This is a genomic window from Paenibacillus sp. IHB B 3415, assembly GCF_000802655.2.
Lineage (GTDB): Bacteria > Bacillota > Bacilli > Paenibacillales > Paenibacillaceae > Paenibacillus_AQ > Paenibacillus_AQ phytohabitans.
On the sequence record NZ_JUEI01000089.1, the window covers coordinates 1 to 22,217 of the forward strand.

General features: G+C 51.0%; 22 protein-coding genes and 1 pseudogene. 3 read left to right on the forward strand and 20 right to left on the reverse strand.

Features of this window, described 5'->3' with window-relative positions; genetic code table 11:
- The coding region (locus QW71_RS41620; RefSeq protein ID WP_235441595.1) for a hypothetical protein at window positions 1–262 on the reverse strand (262 nt) is incomplete at its 3' end.
- Window positions 263–629: 367 nt separating this feature from the next.
- Window positions 630–1,238: a biotin transporter BioY gene (locus QW71_RS30085; protein ID WP_039308201.1), complete on the reverse strand. Its 609-nt coding sequence runs from the start codon at window positions 1,236–1,238 to the stop codon at window positions 630–632.
- Window positions 1,239–1,356: 118 nt separating this feature from the next.
- Here QW71_RS30085 and QW71_RS30090 point away from each other — a divergent pair, with 118 nt between their 5' ends.
- A complete protein-coding gene (locus tag QW71_RS30090) occupies window positions 1,357–2,175 on the forward strand; it encodes an energy-coupling factor ABC transporter ATP-binding protein (RefSeq protein WP_039308204.1) in 819 nt (272 codons plus the stop codon).
- Window positions 2,172–4,001 (forward strand): ATP-binding cassette domain-containing protein, encoded by a 1,830-nt coding sequence (locus QW71_RS38370; protein ID WP_052770451.1) that lies wholly within the window; start codon window positions 2,172–2,174, stop codon window positions 3,999–4,001. The genes QW71_RS30090 and QW71_RS38370 overlap by 4 nt, the downstream gene beginning before the upstream one ends.
- On the opposite strand, the gene QW71_RS30100 is transcribed toward QW71_RS38370, so the two are convergent.
- From QW71_RS30100 to QW71_RS40685, 18 genes are all read right to left on the reverse strand, one after another.
- Window positions 3,994–4,857, reverse strand: coding sequence for a nitroreductase family protein (locus tag QW71_RS30100; protein ID WP_039308207.1), 864 nt, complete (start codon window positions 4,855–4,857; stop codon window positions 3,994–3,996). The genes QW71_RS38370 and QW71_RS30100 overlap by 8 nt on opposite strands.
- A gap of 246 nt (window positions 4,858–5,103) precedes the next feature.
- Complete coding sequence (mprF, locus tag QW71_RS30105) at window positions 5,104–7,761, reverse strand: bifunctional lysylphosphatidylglycerol flippase/synthetase MprF (RefSeq protein ID WP_039308209.1); 2,658 nt, start codon at window positions 7,759–7,761, stop codon at window positions 5,104–5,106.
- Between the two features lie 388 nt (window positions 7,762–8,149).
- Window positions 8,150–8,509: a FlxA-like family protein gene (locus tag QW71_RS30110; protein WP_039308211.1), complete on the reverse strand. Its 360-nt coding sequence runs from the start codon at window positions 8,507–8,509 to the stop codon at window positions 8,150–8,152.
- 89 nt (window positions 8,510–8,598) lie between these two features.
- Complete coding sequence (locus QW71_RS30115; protein WP_039308214.1) at window positions 8,599–9,465, reverse strand: DMT family transporter; 867 nt, start codon at window positions 9,463–9,465, stop codon at window positions 8,599–8,601.
- Window positions 9,462–10,691: a multidrug effflux MFS transporter gene (locus tag QW71_RS30120; protein WP_039308218.1), complete on the reverse strand. Its 1,230-nt coding sequence runs from the start codon at window positions 10,689–10,691 to the stop codon at window positions 9,462–9,464. Before QW71_RS30120 ends, QW71_RS30115 begins: the two co-directional genes overlap by 4 nt.
- 261 nt (window positions 10,692–10,952) lie before the next feature.
- Window positions 10,953–11,570 (reverse strand): alpha/beta hydrolase, encoded by a 618-nt coding sequence (locus tag QW71_RS30125; RefSeq protein WP_039308221.1) that lies wholly within the window; start codon window positions 11,568–11,570, stop codon window positions 10,953–10,955.
- Window positions 11,571–11,572: 2 nt separating this feature from the next.
- On the reverse strand, window positions 11,573–12,523 hold the full coding sequence (locus QW71_RS30130; RefSeq protein WP_039308223.1) for a ring-cleaving dioxygenase: 951 nt from the start codon (window positions 12,521–12,523) through the stop codon (window positions 11,573–11,575).
- A gap of 127 nt (window positions 12,524–12,650) precedes the next feature.
- Entirely contained in the window at window positions 12,651–13,052 is a 402-nt protein-coding gene (locus QW71_RS30135) for a DoxX family protein (RefSeq protein ID WP_039308226.1), read from the reverse strand.
- Window positions 13,053–13,266: 214 nt separating this feature from the next.
- A complete protein-coding gene (locus QW71_RS30140) occupies window positions 13,267–13,749 on the reverse strand; it encodes a MarR family winged helix-turn-helix transcriptional regulator (RefSeq protein ID WP_047014061.1) in 483 nt (160 codons plus the stop codon).
- Window positions 13,750–13,835: 86 nt separating this feature from the next.
- The gene (locus QW71_RS30145) at window positions 13,836–14,501 is read right to left on the reverse strand and encodes a LytTR family DNA-binding domain-containing protein (protein WP_047014062.1); all 666 of its coding nucleotides are present in this window, start codon (window positions 14,499–14,501) and stop codon (window positions 13,836–13,838) included.
- Between the two features lie 34 nt (window positions 14,502–14,535).
- A complete protein-coding gene (locus QW71_RS30150; RefSeq protein WP_039308230.1) occupies window positions 14,536–15,420 on the reverse strand; it encodes a sensor histidine kinase KdpD in 885 nt (294 codons plus the stop codon).
- Window positions 15,421–15,446: 26 nt separating this feature from the next.
- Window positions 15,447–16,193, reverse strand: a complete 747-nt coding sequence (locus QW71_RS30155; RefSeq protein ID WP_039308233.1) for an ABC transporter permease — start codon at window positions 16,191–16,193, stop codon at window positions 15,447–15,449.
- A 13-nt stretch (window positions 16,194–16,206) separates the two neighbouring features.
- Entirely contained in the window at window positions 16,207–16,914 is a 708-nt protein-coding gene (locus QW71_RS30160) for an ABC transporter permease (protein WP_039308236.1), read from the reverse strand.
- Window positions 16,898–17,836, reverse strand: a complete 939-nt coding sequence (locus tag QW71_RS30165) for an ATP-binding cassette domain-containing protein (protein WP_039308238.1) — start codon at window positions 17,834–17,836, stop codon at window positions 16,898–16,900. Before QW71_RS30165 ends, QW71_RS30160 begins: the two co-directional genes overlap by 17 nt.
- Before the next feature lie 210 nt (window positions 17,837–18,046).
- Window positions 18,047–18,745 (reverse strand): response regulator transcription factor, encoded by a 699-nt coding sequence (locus QW71_RS30170; RefSeq protein ID WP_039308241.1) that lies wholly within the window; start codon window positions 18,743–18,745, stop codon window positions 18,047–18,049.
- Window positions 18,746–18,813: 68 nt separating this feature from the next.
- Complete coding sequence (locus QW71_RS30175) at window positions 18,814–19,998, reverse strand: metalloprotease (protein WP_039308243.1); 1,185 nt, start codon at window positions 19,996–19,998, stop codon at window positions 18,814–18,816.
- Between the two features lie 14 nt (window positions 19,999–20,012).
- Window positions 20,013–21,323, reverse strand: a complete 1,311-nt coding sequence (locus tag QW71_RS30180) for a radical SAM/SPASM domain-containing protein (protein ID WP_039308246.1) — start codon at window positions 21,321–21,323, stop codon at window positions 20,013–20,015.
- A gap of 78 nt (window positions 21,324–21,401) precedes the next feature.
- The gene (locus QW71_RS40685) at window positions 21,402–21,548 is read right to left on the reverse strand and encodes a hypothetical protein (RefSeq protein WP_160311854.1); all 147 of its coding nucleotides are present in this window, start codon (window positions 21,546–21,548) and stop codon (window positions 21,402–21,404) included.
- 458 nt (window positions 21,549–22,006) lie between these two features.
- Between QW71_RS40685 and QW71_RS30185 the strand changes: the two are divergent.
- A pseudogene (locus QW71_RS30185) lies at window positions 22,007–22,217 on the forward strand (hypothetical protein); the annotation flags it as partial.

The window sequence follows — 22,217 nt, forward strand, 5'->3', positions numbered from 1 at the left end:
GCGGGAAATCTCTTAGTTCAACGTCTACTTTCTTGACAGAAGTCCACTTTTGCTCTTCACTTCCTCCTTTGGTCAACGTCCGGGTGTGATTAGAGGGATTTATCCCTTTAATTTCACCATACAGCACGCTTTCGGCAGAATCAGAGGGACTTATCCCTTTAATTTCATCATACAGCTCATTTTCAGCGGAATTAGAGGGATTTATCCCTTTGATTTCACCGTGCTGCCGACTTCCGGGGGATTCGGTGGGCTCCTGATACAAGAACAAATTTGTCCTTCAAGCGGATTGGCTCCAAGTACCAAAGAAACCTAACTAGGACATCATGCACGTTCTATCCACTACAGACGGATATTATAACAATAAAAGAGGCGACTCCCTGCCATACGGCAGCGAAATCGCCTCTTTGCTCCGTGCAGCCAGCCATTAGCCAGCTTCAGCCAGCCGTTTGCCACCTCAGCCAGCCATTAGCCACTTTAGCGAGCCATTAGCCAGCCTCAGCCACCGTTCGCCACCTCAGCTAGCCATTAGCCAGCCTCAGCCAGCCGTTTGCCACCCTCAGCCCAGCCATTAGCCACTTTAGCCAGCCAGCCGTTTGCCACCTTAGCCAGCCATTAACAGCCTCAGCCGGCTAACGAATGACGGTTGACTTCTCCCCGTCTGCCCAGACACCGGAATCACTGTTTAAAATACGGTCGATCGGATACACCTTCCACACAGCCGTCACTACGGCAGAGCATAGTACTGCCTTGGTCAGGTCGCCCGGAATGAACGGCCACATGCCAGCAGTTAACGCCTTGGCCAGCGAGTCCATGCCGGTTGAGTGGGCCAGCCACCATACGCCGCCAGGATAGACAAGCAGCGCACCAAAAATAAAGTTGGCCGCAAGCAGCTTCACGAAAGTATATTTATCCTGCTTAATACGCTGGGCGAAGAAGCCGATCAGCCAGGCTACGAACGGCCAGGAGAATATATAGCCTGCGGTCGGGCCAACCAGCACCGCAAGTCCGCCGCTTCCGCCCATCACCGGGAAGCCCGCAGCAGCTAGTCCGATCACGATCAGTACGGCGAGCGTGCCGTAGCGTGCCCCCAGAATAGAACCAGCCAGCATGACAGCCAGGGTCTGCATTGTAATAGGTACAGTAGAAAAAGGCAGAGAGATCTTTAAATAACTCAGAGCAATCATAACTGCGGCGAATAATGCACTGAATATCAGGCCGCGGGTCGTCCATTTTTTCATTGCCGGGAGTACCCCCTTTTTTTAGGATCACTATATCATCCCCCTCCGGATACATCAATCCTTAAATCTTTGTTATAATGGGGAGCGATTGTTGACTAGAGCTGTAAGGAAAGCGGGCATGAGGATGATCAGGGCGCATAATTTGACCTTGTCTTTACGGGATGGCCAGCACAGGCGCCCGGTTCTGCAAGGGATTAGTATCCATATTGAACGGGGAGAATGGGTTGCGCTCACAGGAGCCAACGGCTGCGGCAAAACATCGCTGGTCCGCACCTTCAACGGGCTGATTGCCCCGTCAGGAGGCAGTCTGTCCGTCGCCGGGCTGGACCTGCGCTCGCCTCAGAACCGCGCTGACGTGAAGCAGCAGGTCCAGCTTGTATTTCAGAATCCCGAGGCACAGACGGTGGGCTCGACGCCCTTTGAGGACATCGCTTTCGGGCTGGAAAACCGCGGGCTGGACCGGAATCTGATGATTACGCGAATCCATGATATTCTGCAGCAGGTAGGACTGGCCCACAAAGCCGATGCAGATGTTGCCAGTCTATCCGGCGGAGAACGCCAGCGCCTGGCTGTCGGCTGCTGCCTTGCCCTGGAAGCCGGCATGATCATCTTCGATGAGGCCACTTCTATGCTGGACCCTGCGGGAAGGCAGGATATACTTGGGCTGGCCCGGCGGTTATGGAGGAGCGGCACAACTGTGCTCTGGGTCACGCAGCGGATGGAGGAACTGGCCGAGAGCCCGCGCATTGCCGTTATGGGCGATGGCCAGCTGCTCTATGACGGCGATCCGCGCACCCTGTTCTACGCCTCCGGCCTGCCGGATGCACTCGGATGGACTCCATCGCCTGTGGTCCGCATCGGGAGACTGCTGCAGAGACAGAAATGGCCGCTTCATCTGCTCCCGCTGACCGAGCCGCAGCTGGAGGCGATGCTATGAGGATTCAGGCAGAGCATCTCTCCTTCCATTACGACGGCAAGTACGCCGTGCAGGATATCTCCCTGAATATCGCTTCAGGCACACTGACCGTGCTCTGCGGAGTTAACGGAAGCGGCAAGTCCACTCTGCTGCGCCTGCTCGCCGGGCTGGAGCATCCAGCATCCGGCAATATCATTCATGAGGATACGAAGCCTGCGGACCGCAAGGCCGGGGAGGCTGTCGCTATGGTATTTCAGCAGCCGGAGACCCAGCTGTTCGCGGACAGCGTCCATAAGGATATCGAATACGGCCTGACGCAGCGCGGCGTGCCTAAGGTACAGCGGACCGACATCATCCGCAGCGCCCTCGCGCGGACCGGGCTGCCTTATGATGAGTTCGCCGGACGTTCCCCTTTTCTGCTTAGCGGAGGCGAGAAGCGGCGGGTCTGCATTGCCGGAGCCATAGCCTCCCGGCCCGGGCTTCTCATTCTCGATGAGCCGACCGCAGGACTGGACCCGCTGGCGGCACAGTCGCTGCTGGAAATGGTGCAGGAGCTGCGGCAGAGCGGCCTGACTCTGATCATCGGCACACATGATCTGGACAGCTTTTTGCCGGTTGCCGACGGGGTGATCGTGATGAAGCAGGGCGCGGTCCATTATGACGGCCCTGCTGCGGCACTTACAGCGGATCCTGGACTGCTGCGAGCTGCCGGACTTACGCCTCCGGCTTATGCCTCGATAGGCCGCAGGCTTGTAGAACGCGGCTGGCTTGAAGCATTGCCGGACAATCTGGAGGAGCTGCTCGCCGGACTGGATAAGGAGCCTCTGCCCGTTCCGCAGTCTGTCAGCATTCCTGCAGCCGCCCACAAGGAGCCCAGCGAAGGGAGAAGAAGCGTGACGGAATCCCTACCTGCAAGCGGAGCCGCACCAGGTCTATCTGCCGCCACACCAGACCCGGCAAGCGGAGCCGCACCAGATCTATCTGCCGCCACACCAGGCCCGGCAAGCGAGGCCCTGGCTTCAATGATTCCTCAGGCACTTTACGGGGAGCCCGCAACATCTGTACACTTATCAATCAAACAAGCCCCTGTCCGGTTACGCTGGCAGGGACTGGATCCCCGGGTCAAATGGCTGGGGATGATTATCGGATCACTGACCGTGCTGGGGATGGATACCTTCCTCCCGCTGCTGCTGGCTGCAAGCCTGCTGGCCGGACTCACGGTTTCGGCCGGAATTTCCTGGCGGAGAGCCTTCCGCTTCTTCCGCCCGTTCCTCCTCATGTTCCTGTTCCTCTGGCTGCTGTCCGGGCTCAGCTGGAACTCGCCCGGCTTCGGCATCGGCCCGCTCAGCTTCAGTTCTGCGGGACTTCAGCGCGGAGGAATCAGCGTGCTGCGGTTTCTGCTGCTGATCGTCCTCGGGTTCCTGTTCACCGAGACCACTACCGGCGCTCCGCTGCGTGAAGGGCTGGAATGGGGAATTGCTCCGCTGAGACATCTTGGAATCCGGACCCGCAACTGGTCGCTGGCTGTGTCCGTAACACTGCAGTTCGTGCCCTGGATTCTCGGCAAGCTGACGCAGCTGCAGCTGGCGCTGAGCTCGCGCGGCAGGCGGGCCCGCGGACTGGCGCGCTGGTCCCCGCGGCAGATTGCCCTGATCATCGTGCCCCTGCTGATTCTTGTCCTGGGCATGGGCGACGAGCTGGCTACAGCCGTTGAATCGCGCGGGTATGATCCCGCCAAGCAGCGGACTCCTGTCTATCAGCTGGCCTGGAACAAGCGCGATACATGGGTTGCGCTATGTATCCTGACGGCAGCGGGCCTGCTGTGGTGGGTTGCCCGGATCAGCTAAGTGTATAGCTGAGCATGTATTCCGTATTCGGACTGCCGGCTTCTATTCCCGGATCATTAATGGTCCAGGTGCCTGCAATATCCAGCTCGCGGCAGGCCAGCTCGAAATTGCAGGCGGCAATACCGATATCAATCCGCTGCATCTGGAATCCGAGCTTATTGCCGCTATAATTAGGCGTATGCTCCAAGTAGAAATGCAACTGCTGCCGGTCTGGAGACAAGACAAGTCTCCAGGGCTGCTTGTTGGAGGCTGACGGGCCGATCCGGACCATCTCGATGGGGACGGCCAGCTTCCCGGCGGCTTCCGGTGTCAGCCGTTTGCTGAAATCACCGTCACAGAAGAGCTCCTGCCAAGGCTTCTTATTGTCGGCTCTGACCACATACCGCATCGTGGTATCCAGCAGCCGCTGCTTCTCCCGCGCGTAGCCGAGCGGCGTAATGCAGGGAATAATCTCCCCTTCGGCAAGCTCCAGCTCACGGGTAAAGGATTTGCGGTTGAAGGTTCCGCCAATCCAGCAGGTTCCAAGACCCAGCCCGGTCGCAAAAAGAATCAGCTTCTGGAAGGTATATCCGAACTCCAGCAGTGCCAGCTTCCCGTTACGCACGGAGCCTACCAGGTAAGCCTGCGGATTCACAATGATCCCGTAAGCGCCCAGCTTCATGCCCTTGCCTTCCCCCGCCCCGCCTTTGGCCCAGATCCATTCAATCCCTGATATCCCGCCAAAAGGACCGCGCAAATTCTCTTCCTTATCCAGATACTCCATAATGGAGGCATGGGCTGCTGTATCAATTGGTGTGGTCTCATAAGTCCGCACAGACTTGCGTTTCTCCATAATTTCCATTACTGCCTTCCCCATAACAGCCGCCTCCTCAAATTATCCCGCAACCCTGCCTTGCCTTGCCTTGCCTTGCCTTGCCTTGCCCTGCCCTGTCCTGTCCTTACTGGCTGACTTAGCCCCCTTGATACAGCTTCAAGCCCAAAAAAGAGGGCTCCGCTAAGAACAGGAGCCCTCCCAAAATGATCTATACTCTATAGTTGCCTGTTCTGCGGTCCGGTTGCTGGTAAAATTAGTATCTCCCATTTCAGGAGAATCGTCCAGCTCTTATTCCTTATCTTCCGGACCCGGATGGCGGGAAACCAGTCTCACCAGATCGAGGGTTAACAGGTAGAGGGTAAGCGATGCAGGATAGGCCAGATACCGCGGCTCCCACTGCGGCCCGAATTTCTCCTTATACCGCCGCAGGCCGGAGAATCCGTACCAGTGGCCGCCGCGTTCAAAGACCAGGCGGGCCACCTTCTCCTCGCGCATCGCTCCGGCATTCCGGCCGACACCAGGCTGCGGGTCATGACCCAGATTAAAGCTGCGGAACCCCCGCGACTTCGCCCACTCCAGCAGACACAGGAACAAGTAATCCATAGTCCCGTTTGGGGTATCCTTGCGGTGGCGCATGAGATCAATGGACACGGTCTTGTGTCCGTCATAGCCCGGGGCAATGGAGGCAAAAGCCATGAGTTTCCCGTCAGCTCCGCGCAGCAGCGCCAGCGGAGCCAGCTGTAGATACGGCTTGCTGAACCAGCCCAGCGAAAACCCTTTTTCCAGGCGCCCGTTCAGCCATTCCTCCGACAACGTCCGGAGCTCCTGCAGCAGGTCTGCGGAATGTGTGGGCTCGGCAATCTCAAAGACATAGCCCTCACGTTCAAACCGGCTTGCCACACTGGGCAGATTGGCATTGCGGGGGCCGCTGACCTTGAAGTTCTCAAGCGGCACCAACGCTTCCTCGCCCAGCTTGAAGAACCGGTAGCCTTGGCTCTGATACACCGGGAGGTAGGCTGGTGTACCCTGGTAGAATACTACGGCGAGTCCATACAAATCCGCCGCCTGGCGGAACTCGCTGATTGCGTCATTGACCAGGTTTACAGGACCCAGAGGATCACCCAGCACCACCAGCTTGTCCCTTACTCTGGCAAAAGCGAATAACACTCTGCCCTCCCGGGCCCAGTAGAAGCTTTTGTCGCCCAGAAACAGCATATGGCTTAAGGCATTGCCCCAGCCTTCCGCCAGAAACTGCTCCAGCCGCGCCATATCCTTATCCGCGAAGAGCTCATCGGCCTTGCGCTGCGGCCGGAGAGCAACAAGCATAGTCAGCAGCAGCCAGGAGAAGATCAGTCCGCCTATAGCTGTAACCGCCACATTGCTGTGCTGCCGCAGCCATTCCGGCCGGATTCCCGCCGGGAGATGCTTCAGGAAACCGTGATGCGAATAGCTCCCCAGCCCATAATAACCGAGTGCTACAACTGAAGTCAGAGCCAGCCACCATACGGTGCTCCTGGTACTGAGCGGCACACTGATCCGGTAGAACCGGGTCCGCGAGATCCAGAGGATTAGGCCTACCAGCAGCAGGAACAGCGCCTCTTCATAATCAAACCCCTTCGTAAAAGCAAATACCGCCCCTCCGAGGAGCAAGAGACTCGTCCAGATATACGCTCTACGGACACGCAGGGAAATTCCCCGCGACAGCAGAATTAGCATGAAGCCGATCAGCACGGACAGATGATGGGAAATCTGCATCACCGGCAGGGACAAGAGATCCTCCGTGATCCGCAGCCGGTAGAGCAGCTCAGGTGTAGCTGCGGACAGCAGCAGAATCAGGCCGCTGGCCAGCACCAGCTTGCCGAGTGCCCAGACCCCCAGGTCGCTGAGGAAGGTGTATTGGCCGGGCCAGCCCCACATTCTCTGCCATACGGTAACGGGAGTTTCGACTCTGTCTCCGCTGCGTTCAGTCCCCTTCTTACCCGGCAGTCCGATCTCCAGCGCCGCCAGCACCAGTCCGATCAGCCAGGGCACAATGTAATAGAATAATCTGTAGATGACGAGTACGGCCATGGCCTGATCGCTCCGGATTCCCAGCTGGGTAAGTCCAAGCAGGGCAATCAGGTCGAAGGCACCGATGCCTCCGGGAGCCATGCTTAGAATGCCGGCAATGGCGGCAACGACATAAATACTGAAGACCGTAACAAACGGAGCACCGCCGAGCAGCTGACCGGCAATCATCCAGAAGGTCAGTCCGGCAAAGGCCCACTCCAGGAAGGAAGCTCCGACAGAAGCCGCTACCGTCAGCCAGGATGTCCTGCCCTGCCCCCGGTTAATCCACTTGGCGAATAGTGAGGAACGCTGGAGAATTACAAAAAAGGGCAAATAAAGCGCCATTCCCCACACCGCGAATACCAGCCAGCGATGTTCATGCAGAAGGGCATCCGCCGGAAGGATTCCGGTAAGGGTGCACAAGGAGAGCAGCGACAGCCCTGTAATCATCAGCGGTGACAGAAATACGATAGCCGGTGCCAGCACGGACGAGGGCACACCGCTCTTTTTGTAGAGCAGCGTCCGGAGGCCCGCGCCAGCCAGACCGGCAAAGCCGATCAGGTTATTGAACGTATTAGCGATCCATGCATAGCGGAAGGTGCTTAAGTAGCTGGTCTGCAAGCGGAAATGCCCGCGGATTAAATAATCATAAGTGCTCATGACCGCAACGGAGAGCAGGGAAATGCCCAGCATCTGCAGAATGGCCGGCGCGGGGACTGCTTTTAATTCATGAATGATCATCCCCAAATGAATCTGCTTCAGCTCATTCTGCCCTTCCCAATAGACAAGACCGATGATCAGCAGCGGAACAAGCGCCCTTACCGCCTTAATCCGGTAGATGGATAGAAGCAGCCTCACGAATCTGAAGCGTTCCAATCTTTGTTTCATTGAATGCATGACTTTGAATTCATGACTTCACCTGCCCTTACTGCTGAACTCACCCTTGATGCTTAAACATTATTCAGCATTTTCCATAAAACCTATTATAGCAATATCAGCAGCAGATGACCCGTATAACGGTTGTATGTTCACCAGAGTTAGACTGCCGGCAAAGTGTAAATCACTGCAGAGTCCGCAGTAACCGTAGGAATAGCTTGAGCTTCAGCGGAAAACCGAAGGTTGATTGATCCTGGGATACAAAATCCTGGGATACAAAAAATAGGCACCCGGACTGCGATCAGTCCGGATGCCTATTTCTTGCTGCACAAGGGTTGTCATACCGCAATAGAGAACCAGTCACCACGGCAATGGCGGTCCTCTTCTCAGGCATGCTGTTTAGCCGGGGTTATACCCGAATGTCAAATCTGCCTTCGCTATCTGTGGTTGCCGTCGCGATTTCCTGGACAGATGCCGCCATCAGCTTACTGCTGTCAGCAGGTTTCTCTGGAGGTGCAGCTGCACTTCCGGCCGAAGAGGAGCTGCTTGTCCCCTGTGACTTTTGGGCAATTTGCGCTTCGATCTGCTTGATCTGCTGCTCAAGCTGTTTGGTCTTGGTTTCTTTGGTCTTCTCGTCGTCTTTACTTGAACTTACCTTCTCAAGGTCAGCTTCCAGCTTTGCCTTCTGCTTCTCAAGCGCGGCTGTATCCGTTGCACTGGAGGACGTATACGAGGTGGACGTTGATGCGGATACGGATGAAATATTCATGCCTATCCCTCCTTTCACCTCTTCAATATAGCCCCTTCACCCCAGAAGAACGTTAAAATGCGCTGAAAGTTTGCTGAATGTCTGTTGTCCTAAGACTTGCGCGGCTTCCGGTTAACCAGCGTTACGCTCAGCAGGATGATGACCAGTCCGGCAAGGGTATTGGCATAGACCGGCTCATGCAGGAAGATGGCTCCCCACATCAGGCCGAATACAGGCACGAGAAATGTGACACTGACGGTTTTGACCGGGCCGATGCTGGCGATCAGGCGGAAGTACAGCAGGTAAGCCACCGAGGTACAGATCAGCGACAAGCCGAGTACGGAGTATACCGCAGCGGCCGAGGGCAGATGATCCGGGGCAAAAATAACCGCCAGCGGCAGCAGCACCACGCTTGCACCCAGCTGTTGTCCGGCAGCAAGCGCCAGCGGAGTGAGGCCGGAGCCTACACGTGAAGCATATAATCCTCCAAATGCATAGCACAATGCGGCGCAGAGCGAGTAGCCTACTGACAAGAGAACTGTACTTGTGAGCGGTACCGGACTCCAGCCGACCAGAACAGCTACGCCAATTAGACCAATGACCAGGCCGGCCGACTTGGCCAGGCCCGGCTTCTCCTGCCGGGTTCCCCAGGCGGCCAGGGCCGCAAACATCGGGGTCGTGGCATTAAGGATTGCCGCCAGCGAAGCACTCAGATGCAGCTCAGCCATGCAGATCAGGGTGAACGGAAGCGCGGCATTAATGGCACCGAGCAGCAGGAACTGCTTCCAGTGCTTCAGGATACCCAGCTTGCGCCGGGTCACAAACGCATAGAGCAGCAGGGCTGCTCCGGCAAGCGTAACACGCAGCTCGGTCGTGAAGACCGGCCCCAATTCGGGAGAGGCGATCCGCATGAACAGGAAGGAAGCTCCCCAGGCGAAGGCAAGCAGCAGCAGGGTGGTGAAATCCTTGCGGCTCATGGCTTGTCCGCTCTTTTGCAGAACAGCAGGTACGATAAAATGGACAGGATGCCTGCTCCCGCGATGACCAGCGCCATCGGCACAGCAGAATCACTGCCGCCAAGTCCGACTAACGGAGCCGCACAGCTGCCCAGCAGCAAGGGAAGCAGACCCAGGAGTGCAGAGGCGCTGCCTGCGGTTTCTCCCTGATCCTGCATGGCAAGCGAGAAGCTGGTTGTACTCACCAGACCCACACTGGAGACCACGGCGAACAGGCAGACCAGAATCGGCAGCAGCCCGCCTCCGGCAAGGAGGGTAACCAGCAGCAGGATACCGCCGAAAGTACAGAGCAGAAGTCCGCTAATCAGCAGCTTGCGCTCCCCTACTCTTGCGGACAACCGGCCGGCAATCTGCCCGGAGATAATAATGCCGAGCCCGTTAACAGCGAAGATCAGGCTGTACATTTGCGGGGATACCCCGTAAATAATCTGCAATACGAAGGAAGAACCGGAAATATAAGCGAACATGGCTGCTGTAACAAAGCCCTGGGAGAGGGCATAGCCCATAAACTTGGCATTGCCGAGCAGGATACGGAAGGTGAGCAGCGTTCCTTTGAGCCCGTTTTTGATCCGGCGTTCTTTGGGCAATGTCTCCGGCAGACGCAGCAGAATGATGGCCGCAAAGAGCAGTCCGAACACAAACAAAACTACAAACACACCCTGCCAGGTCGTTACTCTCAGCAGCTGTCCCCCGATGACAGGAGCGAAGATCGGCCCCAGCCCGTTGACAATCATCAGCAGCGAGAAGAACTTGGTTAATTCCGAGCCGCTGTACATATCGCGGACAGCCGCACGGGAGATGACCACGCCTACAGATCCGGCCAGACCCTGGATGAAACGCAGAAATACCAGCAGGCCGATAGAAGGACTGAACGCACAGAGTAGTGAAGAAACCGCATAAATCACCATACCGATAAAGAGCGGAACACGGCGTCCATGCACATCGCTGAGCGGTCCGGCCACCAGCTGGCCCGAGGCCAGCCCCAGCAGGAAGAAGGTCAGGCTGAGCTGCACCATGGCCGGACTGGTGGCGAAATGAGTGCTAAGCGCAGGCAGAGCCGGCAGATACATATCAATCGACAGAGGGCCAATCGTGGCGATAGCCCCCAGAATGACCGCCAGCTGCAGCCGCTGTTTCTTCGACGGGCCACCCTCCGCAAGGCTTGAAATATGGTTTTGCTTAATCATGAATAGTGACGCAACCTTTCTTTTGGCACCTCTTTAAAAGACGGCAAATCCGTTTCTGCTCAGGTCCGTTTTTTTATTCTTCATACTACCCGATCCCCCCCTGAATGTTCAATGCTTTTATGCATTAACGGGGAATAGAACGGGGGAGCAAATATATCTTGGACCTATACCTTTATATCGTAAATAACCGCCTGCAGGAGCCGGCCGGCCGATCATATCACTGATCAGCAGCCCCCGCAGGCGGTTGTCTGTATAGTTATGTCATTCTCCGGAAGCTGTGAGTCCGGCCAGCCAGTCCCTGGCCGCTTCAGCCTCGGCGGTGCTCAGGCGGTGTCCCTGATTGCCCCAGTGCGAGGTGACTTCAGCTCCCGCGCCGCTCAGCAGGGATTCCAGCTCACGTGTCTCCTCGGAGCGGATAATCGGATCATTGGTTCCTGCCCCGATAAAGACCGGAACCCCCTGCAGCGACGGAATCGCAAGGCCGCGCAGCGGCACCATCGGATGCAGCAGCACTGCCGCTCGGAAGATGCCTCCGTAATGGAAGAGCAGGCTGCCGGCGATGTTCGCACCGTTGGAGTAGCCCACTGCAACCAGATTGCCGGCATCGAATCCGTACTTCGCTGCAGCCTCGTCCAGGAACTGCTTCACCTCATGGGTGCGGAAGATCAGATCCTCCTCGTCGAAAATCCCTTCAGCCAGCCGCCGGAAGAAGCGCGGCATGCCGTTCTCGAGTACATTCCCGCGGATGCCCAGTACCGAAGCGCCGGGAGCCAGCAGCCCGGCCAGCGGCAGCAGGTCATGCTCGTTGCCGCCTGTGCCGTGGAATAATACCAGCGTCGGCTGAGTTACATCCGTACCTTGATGGAATACATGCGTCATATTCATTTCTGCTTCACCCCGATTTCGCGGATTTCAAATGGGCTTAAGTTATCTTCTATCGCCGCACGCTGCGGTTCAAACCATGCCGGAAGCATCAGCTTCTGTCCCAGCGCATCCGGTGCTTCATCACGGGCAAAGCCGGGAGGATCGGTCGCAATCTCGAACAGGATTCCGCCTTCTTCACGGAAGTAGATGGCATTGAAGTACTGGCGGTCCTGCACCGGAGTCGGCTGGTAGCCGTGGCTCTGTACGCGGCGGCCCCATTCCAGCTGTTCGGCATCATCTTTGGCACGCCAGGCGATGTGGTGGACGGTACCTGTGCCGCCAGCCCCCTGCGGAACCGGAGTAGCCTTCAGATCGATGATATTCCCGATATCACCGGCAGCTCTGTACCGGATATAACCGTCACCTTCAGAAGTCCGCTCCATTCCCAGCGTACGGGAGAGAGTGTCTGCTGTTTTGTCCGGGGCAGCGCTGTAGAGAACAGCACCTCCGAAGCCTTTGATCGCATGTTCTACAGGTACTCCGGCGAAGGACCAGGTGCTCAAGGAACCCTCTTCACGTTCCACCAGCTCAATCCGCAAACCGTCGAAGTCTGCGAAGGAGAGATAAGACTCGCCGATCCGGCTTACTTTGGTAACCGGAATCTGATAAGCGGCCAGCCGCTGCTCCCAGAACCCGATGGAGCCTGCCGGCACAGCATAAGTGGTTACGCCCACCTGACCGCCGCCAATTCTGCCTTTGCGTCCGGTAGACCAGGGGAAGAAGGTAATAATGGTGCCCGGTGCACCCTGCTCATTGCCGAAGTAGAGATGATAGACGTCGGGTGCGTCGAAGTTGATGGTTTTTTTGACAAGGCGCAGTCCGAGAATTCCGGCATAGAAATCAGCGTTGCGCTGAGCGTCTCCTACAAAAGCGGTGATATGATGAATTCCTGCAGTTTGCATAGTCATGATTATTACCTCCTGAAATTAGGTGTGTTGTACAATCTGTTTTTTCGTAAAATGAGGATGCTATCTTAACGTCCGCCCTGGGCAGCCGCCCGCTGTCTGTGGAGCAGGCTGCCTGGCGTACCGGCTATTATTTAAAGAAAAGTGCATCAAGTGAAATCGAACCCGGACCCGCCAGGGCCACCCCGACTGCAACCACCAACACCGTTAATGGAAACTCGATCCCGTTAGCCGTAGACCAGAACCCGTTAGGAGCATGGACTTTGACAATTGCGCCAAGCATGGTTGCGGCAATCAGCACAGCAGCTACCGGAGTCAACAGACCGAGTGTGAACAATAGTCCTCCGACCAGCTCCATCAGTCCTGCCAGCACCGCCATACGTACGCCGGGCTTAATGCCGATCGACTCCATCCAGCCGCCTGTGCCTTTGGGGCCGTAGCCGCCGAACCAGCCGAACAGCTTCTGTGCACCATGCCCGATAAACGCTACACCAATTACCAGTCTCATCAACAATAAACCTACACTAACCATTTTAAACACTCTCCATTCTCTCGATTTTAATTATCTTAACGTTAAGATATTAGATAAAAATTTTTGGTCGATCCAGACCCGCCATATGTGGGGATTAAAAGATAATTTCAGTTGCGGGTTGCTCTATCAAGCTGCTATGCGATTAATTAAACGGCCGGGCGCTGCACTGTTTGCTGGCCGTTGTCCGGCTCTGGCTGCGCCGCCGCTGTTCCTCCTATACGCCCTTACCCAGCTTCTTCAGCAGCTGAGTGGCCTGAGCCTTCTCTTCACGGTCCAGCCCGCCCATCAGGCTGTGTATGGAACTGACATGACGGGGGAAAATATCATCGAACAGCTCGCGCCCCGCTTCCGTAATCTCGGCATAAGTCACACGGCGGTCGTCCTCGCATGGAACGCGCTTCAGCAGTCCGCGCTTCTCCAGCTTATCGATGTTGTAGGTGATGCTGCCGCTGGTGACCAGAATCTTCTCGCCAATCTGCTGCAGTGGAATCCGCGTTCTATGATACAGGACTTCCAGCACCATGAACTCCGCCGATGCCAGCCCGTGGCTCTTCATATCCTTCACCGCCTGATCCATCAGGCTCTTGTAAGCCTTGGACAGAACAACGAATAATTTCAGTGATGCCGCCTGCTCCTGATCGATGGTACTGTCAGCTGCTGCGTTTGTTGTGTTTGTTGTGTCATTAGTTCCGCTCATAATGTGCACCTCCTGTCGTGTTCGCGTTTATCTTTAAGTTAATTATCTTTAAGTTAAGATAAATATACAGCATCCTGTAGAATCTGTCAACAGTATAGGGTGTACAAAAATTCAGACCCCATTCCGGATAGAAACGCCCCCTTTACATAACTAACATAGTTCAGATTAATTACAAAACTCTTGTGTGGAACCACAAAATCATATAGACTCATTTTCTTCGAAATATTAGATATCTTTTCTTTATGGATTATGTATTCTTTATCCCTTAGTGTCTGTAGGTGTATGTCACGGTTCATATACTCAAAGTATAATATTTCCTTGAGGTGAAACGACTTCACACCTTCCTTGAACAAAAATTTAACCTGTTGTGTGTCTTTTTTTCTCGGCGAAATGTACTTAACGGTATCTCGGAGTATAGCAGAAAGAATATCACGATTAACCGGTTTAACCAGATAGCCAAAGGCATGAACTGAGAACGCATAATCTTTGTAGATTGAGTAATTGGTTATAAATACTATCTTCACTTCTGTATCAAGCTCCCGGATTTCCTGTGCCAGCTCATATCCGTTCATGCCCGACATATCTAAATCTAGAATCACCAGATCAAAAATTTCTCTGTCCTTTAGCATGGCCATTCCGAAATTGTATTCCTTGATGCTGTATTCTATTTCATTGTTTAAAGCTTCTTGAATACAACAGCTAATTTGATTAAGGACGTTTTGTTCATCCTCACATATTCCTATCTTAAGCATCTAAGTCATCTCCATACATTTTTCTATGAGACCTTCACAATACAATTTTGATCTGTAGGTGGTCTCCAGATAACTCAGCACTGATCGTTCCGCGTATTTTATCAATTAGAATTTTGACGATCGACAGCCCCAGCCCTGTGCTCCCTACACTTCGCGATACATCTGAAGTATAGAAGCGGTCGAACAGCCGTGCCGGATCAACTTCTTTCGGAGTTGATATCGTATTCGTCATCATCAATTCTGTCTTACTATTCTTCAGCAGGGTGATCCTGATCTCGCCTGTGGCATACTTTGCTGCATTATCAAGCAAGTTCTGCAGGATACGCCGCAGCATATCCTCATCCGTCCAGACAAATACGCTATCCTCCGGGAGCGTTATCTGCGGATGCAGCCCCCGCTCTTCAAACATGGCGGCGTTCTCCACAACGCTATCCATAATCACATTCGAGTAATTCACATTCTTGAACTTCGGCTGAATTTCTTCTGAATCCAGTACAGCCAGTTCATAAAATGATTTAATTAATGTCTGCAGATGATGGCCCTTGCGCAAAACAATTCCTATTTGCTCACGCTGCTCTAATGTTACAGCTCCTTTTTGCAACAGCTGGAGGTAGCCAATCATCGATGTCAGCGGTGTGCGCAGGTCATGGGAGATGTTAGCTATGGATTCTTTCAGATGGTTTCCGCTTCGTGTCATGTTAATACGCAGCTCACGCTGCTTCGTCAGGTTCTTATTTATCTCTGCAGTGAGCACATTCAAATTCTTATCTATCAATGATATATTCAACTTCTTTTCAATAGTCCCGGATGACAGTTCAACCATCTGTTTAGTGACATTGCGTATTTGCCTTTTCAGCGAAAAGAGGCGAAACATAAGCACCGCAAGCATTACCGCGAGCAGAACAATAATATACATCATGGATTATGGCGCCTCTTTCCCCGTCCCTATTTGAGTTCACAAGTATTGAACCTCTGAAATGAAAGTGCGATGAACAACAACAGATACACTATCCCGGAAAGTGCAATCTCTGACGCCTGGACCAGGGAGAGAGAATAGGCTAAAGATGCTCTAATTTGATTCATCGGCAGAAACCGCAGCCACGGTACAACATCATACCAGCCCATCGGCCCGGCATAGGCGATACACATAGCGCTGATAAACAGAACAATCATCGATACAGATACCGTTTTAGCAGAATCCTTGAATATGAAGGCAAAAAATATACAGACTGAAAATACTGCGCTGTTAAGCAATAACGAAAACAGGATCACCCGCAGGATATACAAAGCATCATGATTCCATGAATCTCCCCAGCCCAGCTGAAAAGACATTCTTATGCTACCCACCACCGGACCCAGCAGCATTAAGAGGTTAAACACGGCTAAATAGATAAGACATTTGCTGAAGAAAATTTTTATTCTGGAATGGCCTGCTACAACCTCCAGGTGAATCGTGCGGTTAGTGAAATCCTGACCGATCATCAGAGCCACGATAGCAGAGAACAATACAAGCCAGACAGTGGAGTCATAAACCATGGCATAGAAGATCCCTATAGCGTCTTTATGTGTGGTCAAATCGGCAATATAGCTTTTGCTGGCAAATAGTCCGTAAATGATACTCAGCAGCGCACAGCCGACAAAAAATTTATTGTACTTTATGCGGTACCATTCCATCTGCATAAGATTATTCATGGCATCCCCCCCTTTAATAAAGTTCCGAATGGTTAAAAATCCTGCCGGCCGCTACGCAGAAGCAGCCTAAAAAAATTATTCCGACCAGCAGAGCCGCTCCTGTGGATGAAGAATCCCCGATTAACAGTCTCAGCTGCCCCAGGGGAATAAACCGCGCAACTTCTTTCGCGTTCGGGCCGTTCAGCAGGAAGATGGTCAAAAAATAAAACAGCGCTGGAATGGATAAGGTTTTACCGACATCTTTACATATGAATGCCGCCAGTAGGGAGATTCCGCACATAGCCGCATTCAATACAGCTGTTATAAGAAATAATTTTATAACCTCCTTCAGATCCGACCCGAAAGATTGATGCCCCCACCCGTAAATACCGGCATTAAGAGCGATACTAAGGATCGGCTGCAGGAGTAAAATCATGTTCGACCCCGCTACAAATAGGATTGTTTTGCTAAGAAATACATGGTTCCGTGAATGCCCAGCGCAAATCATGTGATACAGCGTGTGGTCTGCAAAATCCTTTCCAATGTAGAGCGCCCCAAATACACATGTCAGCAGCATTAAAATAGGTGCATTATACAAGGACGCAAATACACTCTCATATCCGGTAAGCTCTCCTTGATCCAGCATAAGGAAGCCGCCCAGTACTATAGACAAAGCCAAAAGGATAAAAAAGCTCCGGTCATGCACCAGCTTGTAAATTTCCGCTTTAATGAGACAATGCATGCTTCTCTCCTCCAATACGGTCGAGGAAGTAACTTTCCAGAGTATCTCCAGCCATTGTCATTCCCGTAATCAGGACGCCTTCCTTCATTAATGTGGACGAGATGCCTTCCATGTCATCCAAGTGATCATACAGCTTAATGGTTCCGTCAGGCATAACCTGATAATCTTTGATGTGCAGCCGGTTCTCTAAAGCAAGCAGGGCATTCTCTACATGATTGGTCTGCAGCGCAATATGGCGTTTGCACTTCTCATTCAGCTGGCTTTGTGTTAATTCTTCAATCAGGATACCTTGATTAATAAGGATATACTGCGACACCGTCTGATAAAGCTCGTTAAGGATATGGCTAGATATCAATATCGTGGTCCCGCGTTCCGCATTTAAGCGTTTCAGCAAGATCCGCATTTCGGCGATCCCCATGGGGTCAAGCCCATTAATCGGCTCATCTAAAATAAGCAGTTCAGGGTCATGCAGCAAGGCAATCGCAATACCCAGCCGCTGGCGCATTCCCAGAGAAAAATTACGGACCGCTTTTCTGCCAGTAAGATGATCATCCAGACCGACCAGCTCCAGCGTCTCCCTGATAACATGCCGATCGGGTATTCCCCGCTGAATCCGCTGGACTTCCAGATTCTGCACAGCAGTCATATTGGGATATAGAGCAGGCGTTTCAACCATACAGCCGATCCGTTTACGCTGCTCTTGCAGCGCCTGCTTCCCCGTCTTCCCGAACAGGTACAAATCGCCGCTTGTCGGAAAAGATAACCCTACAATGAGGCGGATCAGCGTTGTTTTCCCAGCCCCATTTTGACCAATGAAGCCATACATCTTTCCTCTTTCAATGTTCAGATTAATATTATCCAAGGCCAATGCATGATTATATTTCTTGGTGAGATTGTTGGTCGTAAGGATGATGTCACTCATGTCTGTCACGCTCCGTTCTACGGTTAAGCTGAAGTATATATTTACCGTTACTGACTATAGTAAGAGGTAATCTTAAAGAAATTCTTAATTTCCTCCGGGATCTCTTTAAAGAATTCGTAAAGTTATGGTTCATGCGAGGTTTTGCTCCCAACAGGAAGAGCCGCTTGCGCCATGAGCAAACGGTTCCTTCATAATAAGGCATATAATAATTCACCGGTTCTGGTCTGTTTTATACAAGCGGTAGCCTATTCCCCAAACGGTTTCTATGTACAGCTTATCCGGACTGGCTGCCTTCAGCTTATTGCGTATATTGCTAACATGAACATTTAGTGTATTGTCTTCACTCATATATTCTTCATTCCAGATGCTTTTGAATAGATTGGCTTTAGAGTATATTTTCTCCGGATGTTTCATAAGCAGTTCAAGAATTCCATATTCTTTGGCTGTAAGCGCAAGCTCGCGACCCTTAACCTCTACACTATGCTTCATCTCATCGAGCTGAATATCCTGATAGGTTAAACATCTGTTTCCCGCAGTATCCTGGTTCATTTTATTCCGCCGTAAGTTACTTTCTATCCGCGCGAGGGTCTCATCGAGATCAAAAGGTTTGGTGATATAATCATCTGCCCCGATCCGTAAAAGCTCAATTTTGGTTTGCGTTGTATCCTTGGCTGAGATCACAATCACCGGTACTGCAGAGTGTTCCCGCAATTCACACAGAAGCTGATCTCCGCTCTTATACGGCAGCATCAGGTCTAGCAGAATCAGATCATAAGATTCTCTTTGAATAAGTTGCAAGGCCTCTAATCCGTTATACGCAGAAGTAGTCAAATAACCGTGTTCTGATATGAAACAGCGAAGCAGACCGTTAATTTCTTTCTCATCCTCAACTATCAGTATATGCTCCAATTTTCCACATCCTTATATACTGCTATACTGCATCCACTGATGATTTCTAATCCGGCTATCTACCGGACTCACGGAACTTTCACAAATATTTTTTTCCTTTTATCCTTTATTTTAACACTTATTCTCGAAAAAACGATGATCATCATTATAATCAGATACATTTTGATTTCAGCGAGCCCGTCAAGCCAGTAATGTTGGCTGGAGTACCCTTTTAGAAAATTATGATACACTTGAATAATTGGTGTCAGAACAATATAGATAAGAATGGATATCGATATTGTATAGTACATAATATAGATCCCCTTAACTTTTATTGACCGGTTATTCAACAGTCCTTTAATTCCTGAAAAAGACTTTTTTCTTAAATTAGGAAATTTCAATAAAGTTGTCAGCAGAAAATATCCATCAAGCGGCAGAAAAGGGATTAAGTTAGTTACTATTAGCCCCAGATTTGAATAGCAGATAACCAGAAACAAGCTGTGTAGCGTGCCTTCCGAGAAGTATTGGCCTATTGCGGCTGCAGCGAAAATCATAAAGTTGCACAGTATTCCAGCAACCCAGATGAAGGCTCTCTTTTTGCGTTCCAGCGTATAGATTCCATTCGTTAGAATGTATGCCATAGGATTGAGGTACAGATACAATGTAATTTTCATTTGCTTTGGAATGAGCCCATATTTTTTGGCTGCTACAGCATGGGAAATCTCGTGGAGCAAAACACTTATCGTGGTTACTGCTAAAGAGATGATCAGACTTACGGTCGAGGAGTCCACGATTTTATAGATATTCACAAATAACAATTCTTTAAAAACCCCTGGTATTAAGGGAAGCGAAGCTATACATAGTAAGAATCCGGTCAGCAGTAATGAATGACTCGATTTCGCCAGGATGCTGAACATATTTTGAAAGCGGCTTAAGCTTACTGAAGCAATCTGTATGCCGTGCTTTTCCAGTTCGTTTTTATTGTCATATTCGATATCCGCATTAGTGATCAGACCTGCATGTTCAAATAAAGAATTGAGTTTATACACATCGAGCTTTAAGTTGTGATCGGACTGGAGAAAATCGTCTATCTCTGACAAGGTATGTTCCCCGTCAAAATAACCGGCTGCCTGCATGATAGCATCTTTATTTGCTTCCTGAGCTTCGATGTACCGATCAAATGTAATACTTCCTATACAATATATATTTTCCGTATTTTTGTTATCAAATAACAAATAAGCTTCCAAATCGGAAGCTATTCTGGGTTTTATCACATTATACACCTCACTTACTTATCTTCTTCACACAGCGCCAAAAGTACTTGCTCAGTCAATCCCTTCAAGAAAATGCATTCTTCTTCAGGAGATTTGAATATATCTCCGGTACCAAAATGATTGATTCCCATACACCCGTTGCACATCGTGTTATTAAAACAATCTTTACACTGCTCATTCTTCAGCTTATCGAATCGGCGGAACGGATTTGCCGGAGAATCCAGCTCACTCCAAAATTCTTCATCTACAGAATTCACATTCCCAAGCCTATGCTCCCAAACATCCGTAAGCATGAAGCAAGGATAGATATCCCCACTTGAAGAAACCGAATAAATGGATGTACCAGCATTACATATATGCCTGTCCATTCTTTTTGTTCTCAGATTGTCTATTATTCTATTAACAAGCATGTAGCCGTCTTCTTTATTTCTAATCACTTCCGGGATGGCTTTAAGGAAAGAATCCCTATTCTTCAGCTTGTATGCCGCTCCTTCCTCTGCGCTGACCGGGCTTACATGAACATCCGTAATTCCAAACCTTGCACCAAGATAGTTCACAACTTCTCTGACCTCAATGTCCTGCTCAACGTGAAGCTGTGTAAAGGTTACTTCTGCACTTTGGGGCTGTCCGGTCCGGGCGCGCAGCTTTTGAATGTTATCTTCCAGAATATCCGCCACACCGGCACCTGTATTCGCCAGCCGGGTCTGATTTGTAACGCTGCGGGGACCGTCTATACTTACGGTAAGCTTTATATCGTATCTGTTTACTAAATCAATAAACTTTTCACTGGAGCACATCCCATTAGTAGTCAGGCAAAGAACTGGTTTATAATCGATTTCTTTATTTTGCAGCTTCTGTTCAATATATGCTCCAACATATGCTATAGCATTAAGATTCAGAGTCGGTTCACCACCGAATAGTTGAATCACACCAATATTATTGTACCTGTTAAAAAATACGCTAAGTGCCTGTTCCAGCACTTCCCTTTGCATAACTCCCTTATCCGATTGATACGTTCCACCATTGGCATAACAGTACACACAATTTAAATTACATTCATTAGTTATATTCAACACTAATTTGTAAAGGCCATTCGGACCTGCTTGAAGCTCTGTCAGACTGCTGGTGGTATCGTTTACAATTTGGTGAAGATCGCAGTAATCCTCTTCCCCTATGTTGTACTTTTCTATAATTTCACTTTTGTTCATCTCTTCATGAATATCACAAATGATATTTTTAGTCAGATCATCTATTTTGAAAAATTTATATGAATTCGGAAAGTACAATACATTGGTATTGGCCCCCTCAATAATATGCGCCTTCATATTCTCCTCCATTTCTCATTTTCAGAACGCCAGCTCCTGTGAGTAAGCGTTCTGAAATGAATTGCAGAATCTTAAGTATTAATGGCAGTAAGCACCAAACCAGCCGTTAGGACATCCAAAGCCAAAGCTAGGAGTCATTGCTTCCTCCATAACTTCACAAGCATCCAGTTGCACTTCTTTCAAAACGATTTTGTTGACTTCTTTTACTGCTGTTTTGTTTTGCATTCTCGTTTTCTCCCTTCTGTTCATTGTTTTATATAATAGGATAAATATCCTGTTATATCTTTGATTACAAATTAATCTAAACCCTTGAATAGAAGACCACATTTTTCGTTTGACATGATTCCTCAAAATAAACAACAATATCTCTCATTAATACTTTATTATGTAATATTTATACTTTTTCTCTTGCTAAAGATCAATCCTTTGCGCATAGAACACATTTTTTTCAACATAAGATCAATGTTTCCCAGCCCGGTAGCCCAAAGAAAATCTGTTCGGAACAGCGTTAGTATCTGCCGTTATACACGTCTGGAGATTCCGTTAGAACACCTCCTGCGAATTTGACCTGTTCTCAGAAACGGCGTAGACTTTCAAAGGTAAAGATGAATTCAAGGAACATAATCCCGGCAGGCAGTTTTATCGAAGATCTTTAGATACAAACATATAAAGGGAGGCTGATTATGGAAGCGAAGGTTGAGTTGAATTCGCAGACCGCCGCGGACCTTGTTGCAGCGCAAGAAGCACGCGCGCCGCGCGTGCTGATCGTGACCGCCGTCGCAGCCGAGCGGGATGCCGTCCTGCGCGGCCTGCAGGGCAGCCGCAGGTTCCATGTCATTGCAGCGGGCGCCGGCACCGCTGCGGCTGCGGCGGGCACCGCCGCCGCTCTGGCAG

Coding starts and splice junctions, on each gene's coding strand:
- QW71_RS30085 (WP_039308201.1), bottom strand. CDS start 1,238: ATGAAAAAATGGACGACCCGCGGCCTGATATTCAGTGCATTATTCGCC.
- QW71_RS30090 (WP_039308204.1), top strand. CDS start 1,357: ATGAGGATGATCAGGGCGCATAATTTGACCTTGTCTTTACGGGATGGC.
- QW71_RS38370 (WP_052770451.1), top strand. CDS start 2,172: ATGAGGATTCAGGCAGAGCATCTCTCCTTCCATTACGACGGCAAGTAC.
- QW71_RS30100 (WP_039308207.1), bottom strand. CDS start 4,857: ATGGGGAAGGCAGTAATGGAAATTATGGAGAAACGCAAGTCTGTGCGG.
- mprF (WP_039308209.1), bottom strand. CDS start 7,761: ATGCATTCAATGAAACAAAGATTGGAACGCTTCAGATTCGTGAGGCTG.
- QW71_RS30110 (WP_039308211.1), bottom strand. CDS start 8,509: ATGAATATTTCATCCGTATCCGCATCAACGTCCACCTCGTATACGTCC.
- QW71_RS30115 (WP_039308214.1), bottom strand. CDS start 9,465: ATGAGCCGCAAGGATTTCACCACCCTGCTGCTGCTTGCCTTCGCCTGG.
- QW71_RS30120 (WP_039308218.1), bottom strand. CDS start 10,691: ATGATTAAGCAAAACCATATTTCAAGCCTTGCGGAGGGTGGCCCGTCG.
- QW71_RS30125 (WP_039308221.1), bottom strand. CDS start 11,570: ATGACGCATGTATTCCATCAAGGTACGGATGTAACTCAGCCGACGCTG.
- QW71_RS30130 (WP_039308223.1), bottom strand. CDS start 12,523: ATGACTATGCAAACTGCAGGAATTCATCATATCACCGCTTTTGTAGGA.
- QW71_RS30135 (WP_039308226.1), bottom strand. CDS start 13,052: ATGGTTAGTGTAGGTTTATTGTTGATGAGACTGGTAATTGGTGTAGCG.
- QW71_RS30140 (WP_047014061.1), bottom strand. CDS start 13,749: ATGAGCGGAACTAATGACACAACAAACACAACAAACGCAGCAGCTGAC.
- QW71_RS30145 (WP_047014062.1), bottom strand. CDS start 14,501: ATGCTTAAGATAGGAATATGTGAGGATGAACAAAACGTCCTTAATCAA.
- QW71_RS30150 (WP_039308230.1), bottom strand. CDS start 15,420: ATGATGTATATTATTGTTCTGCTCGCGGTAATGCTTGCGGTGCTTATG.
- QW71_RS30155 (WP_039308233.1), bottom strand. CDS start 16,193: ATGAATAATCTTATGCAGATGGAATGGTACCGCATAAAGTACAATAAA.
- QW71_RS30160 (WP_039308236.1), bottom strand. CDS start 16,914: ATGCATTGTCTCATTAAAGCGGAAATTTACAAGCTGGTGCATGACCGG.
- QW71_RS30165 (WP_039308238.1), bottom strand. CDS start 17,836: ATGAGTGACATCATCCTTACGACCAACAATCTCACCAAGAAATATAAT.
- QW71_RS30180 (WP_039308246.1), bottom strand. CDS start 21,323: ATGAAGGCGCATATTATTGAGGGGGCCAATACCAATGTATTGTACTTT.
- QW71_RS40685 (WP_160311854.1), bottom strand. CDS start 21,548: ATGCAAAACAAAACAGCAGTAAAAGAAGTCAACAAAATCGTTTTGAAA.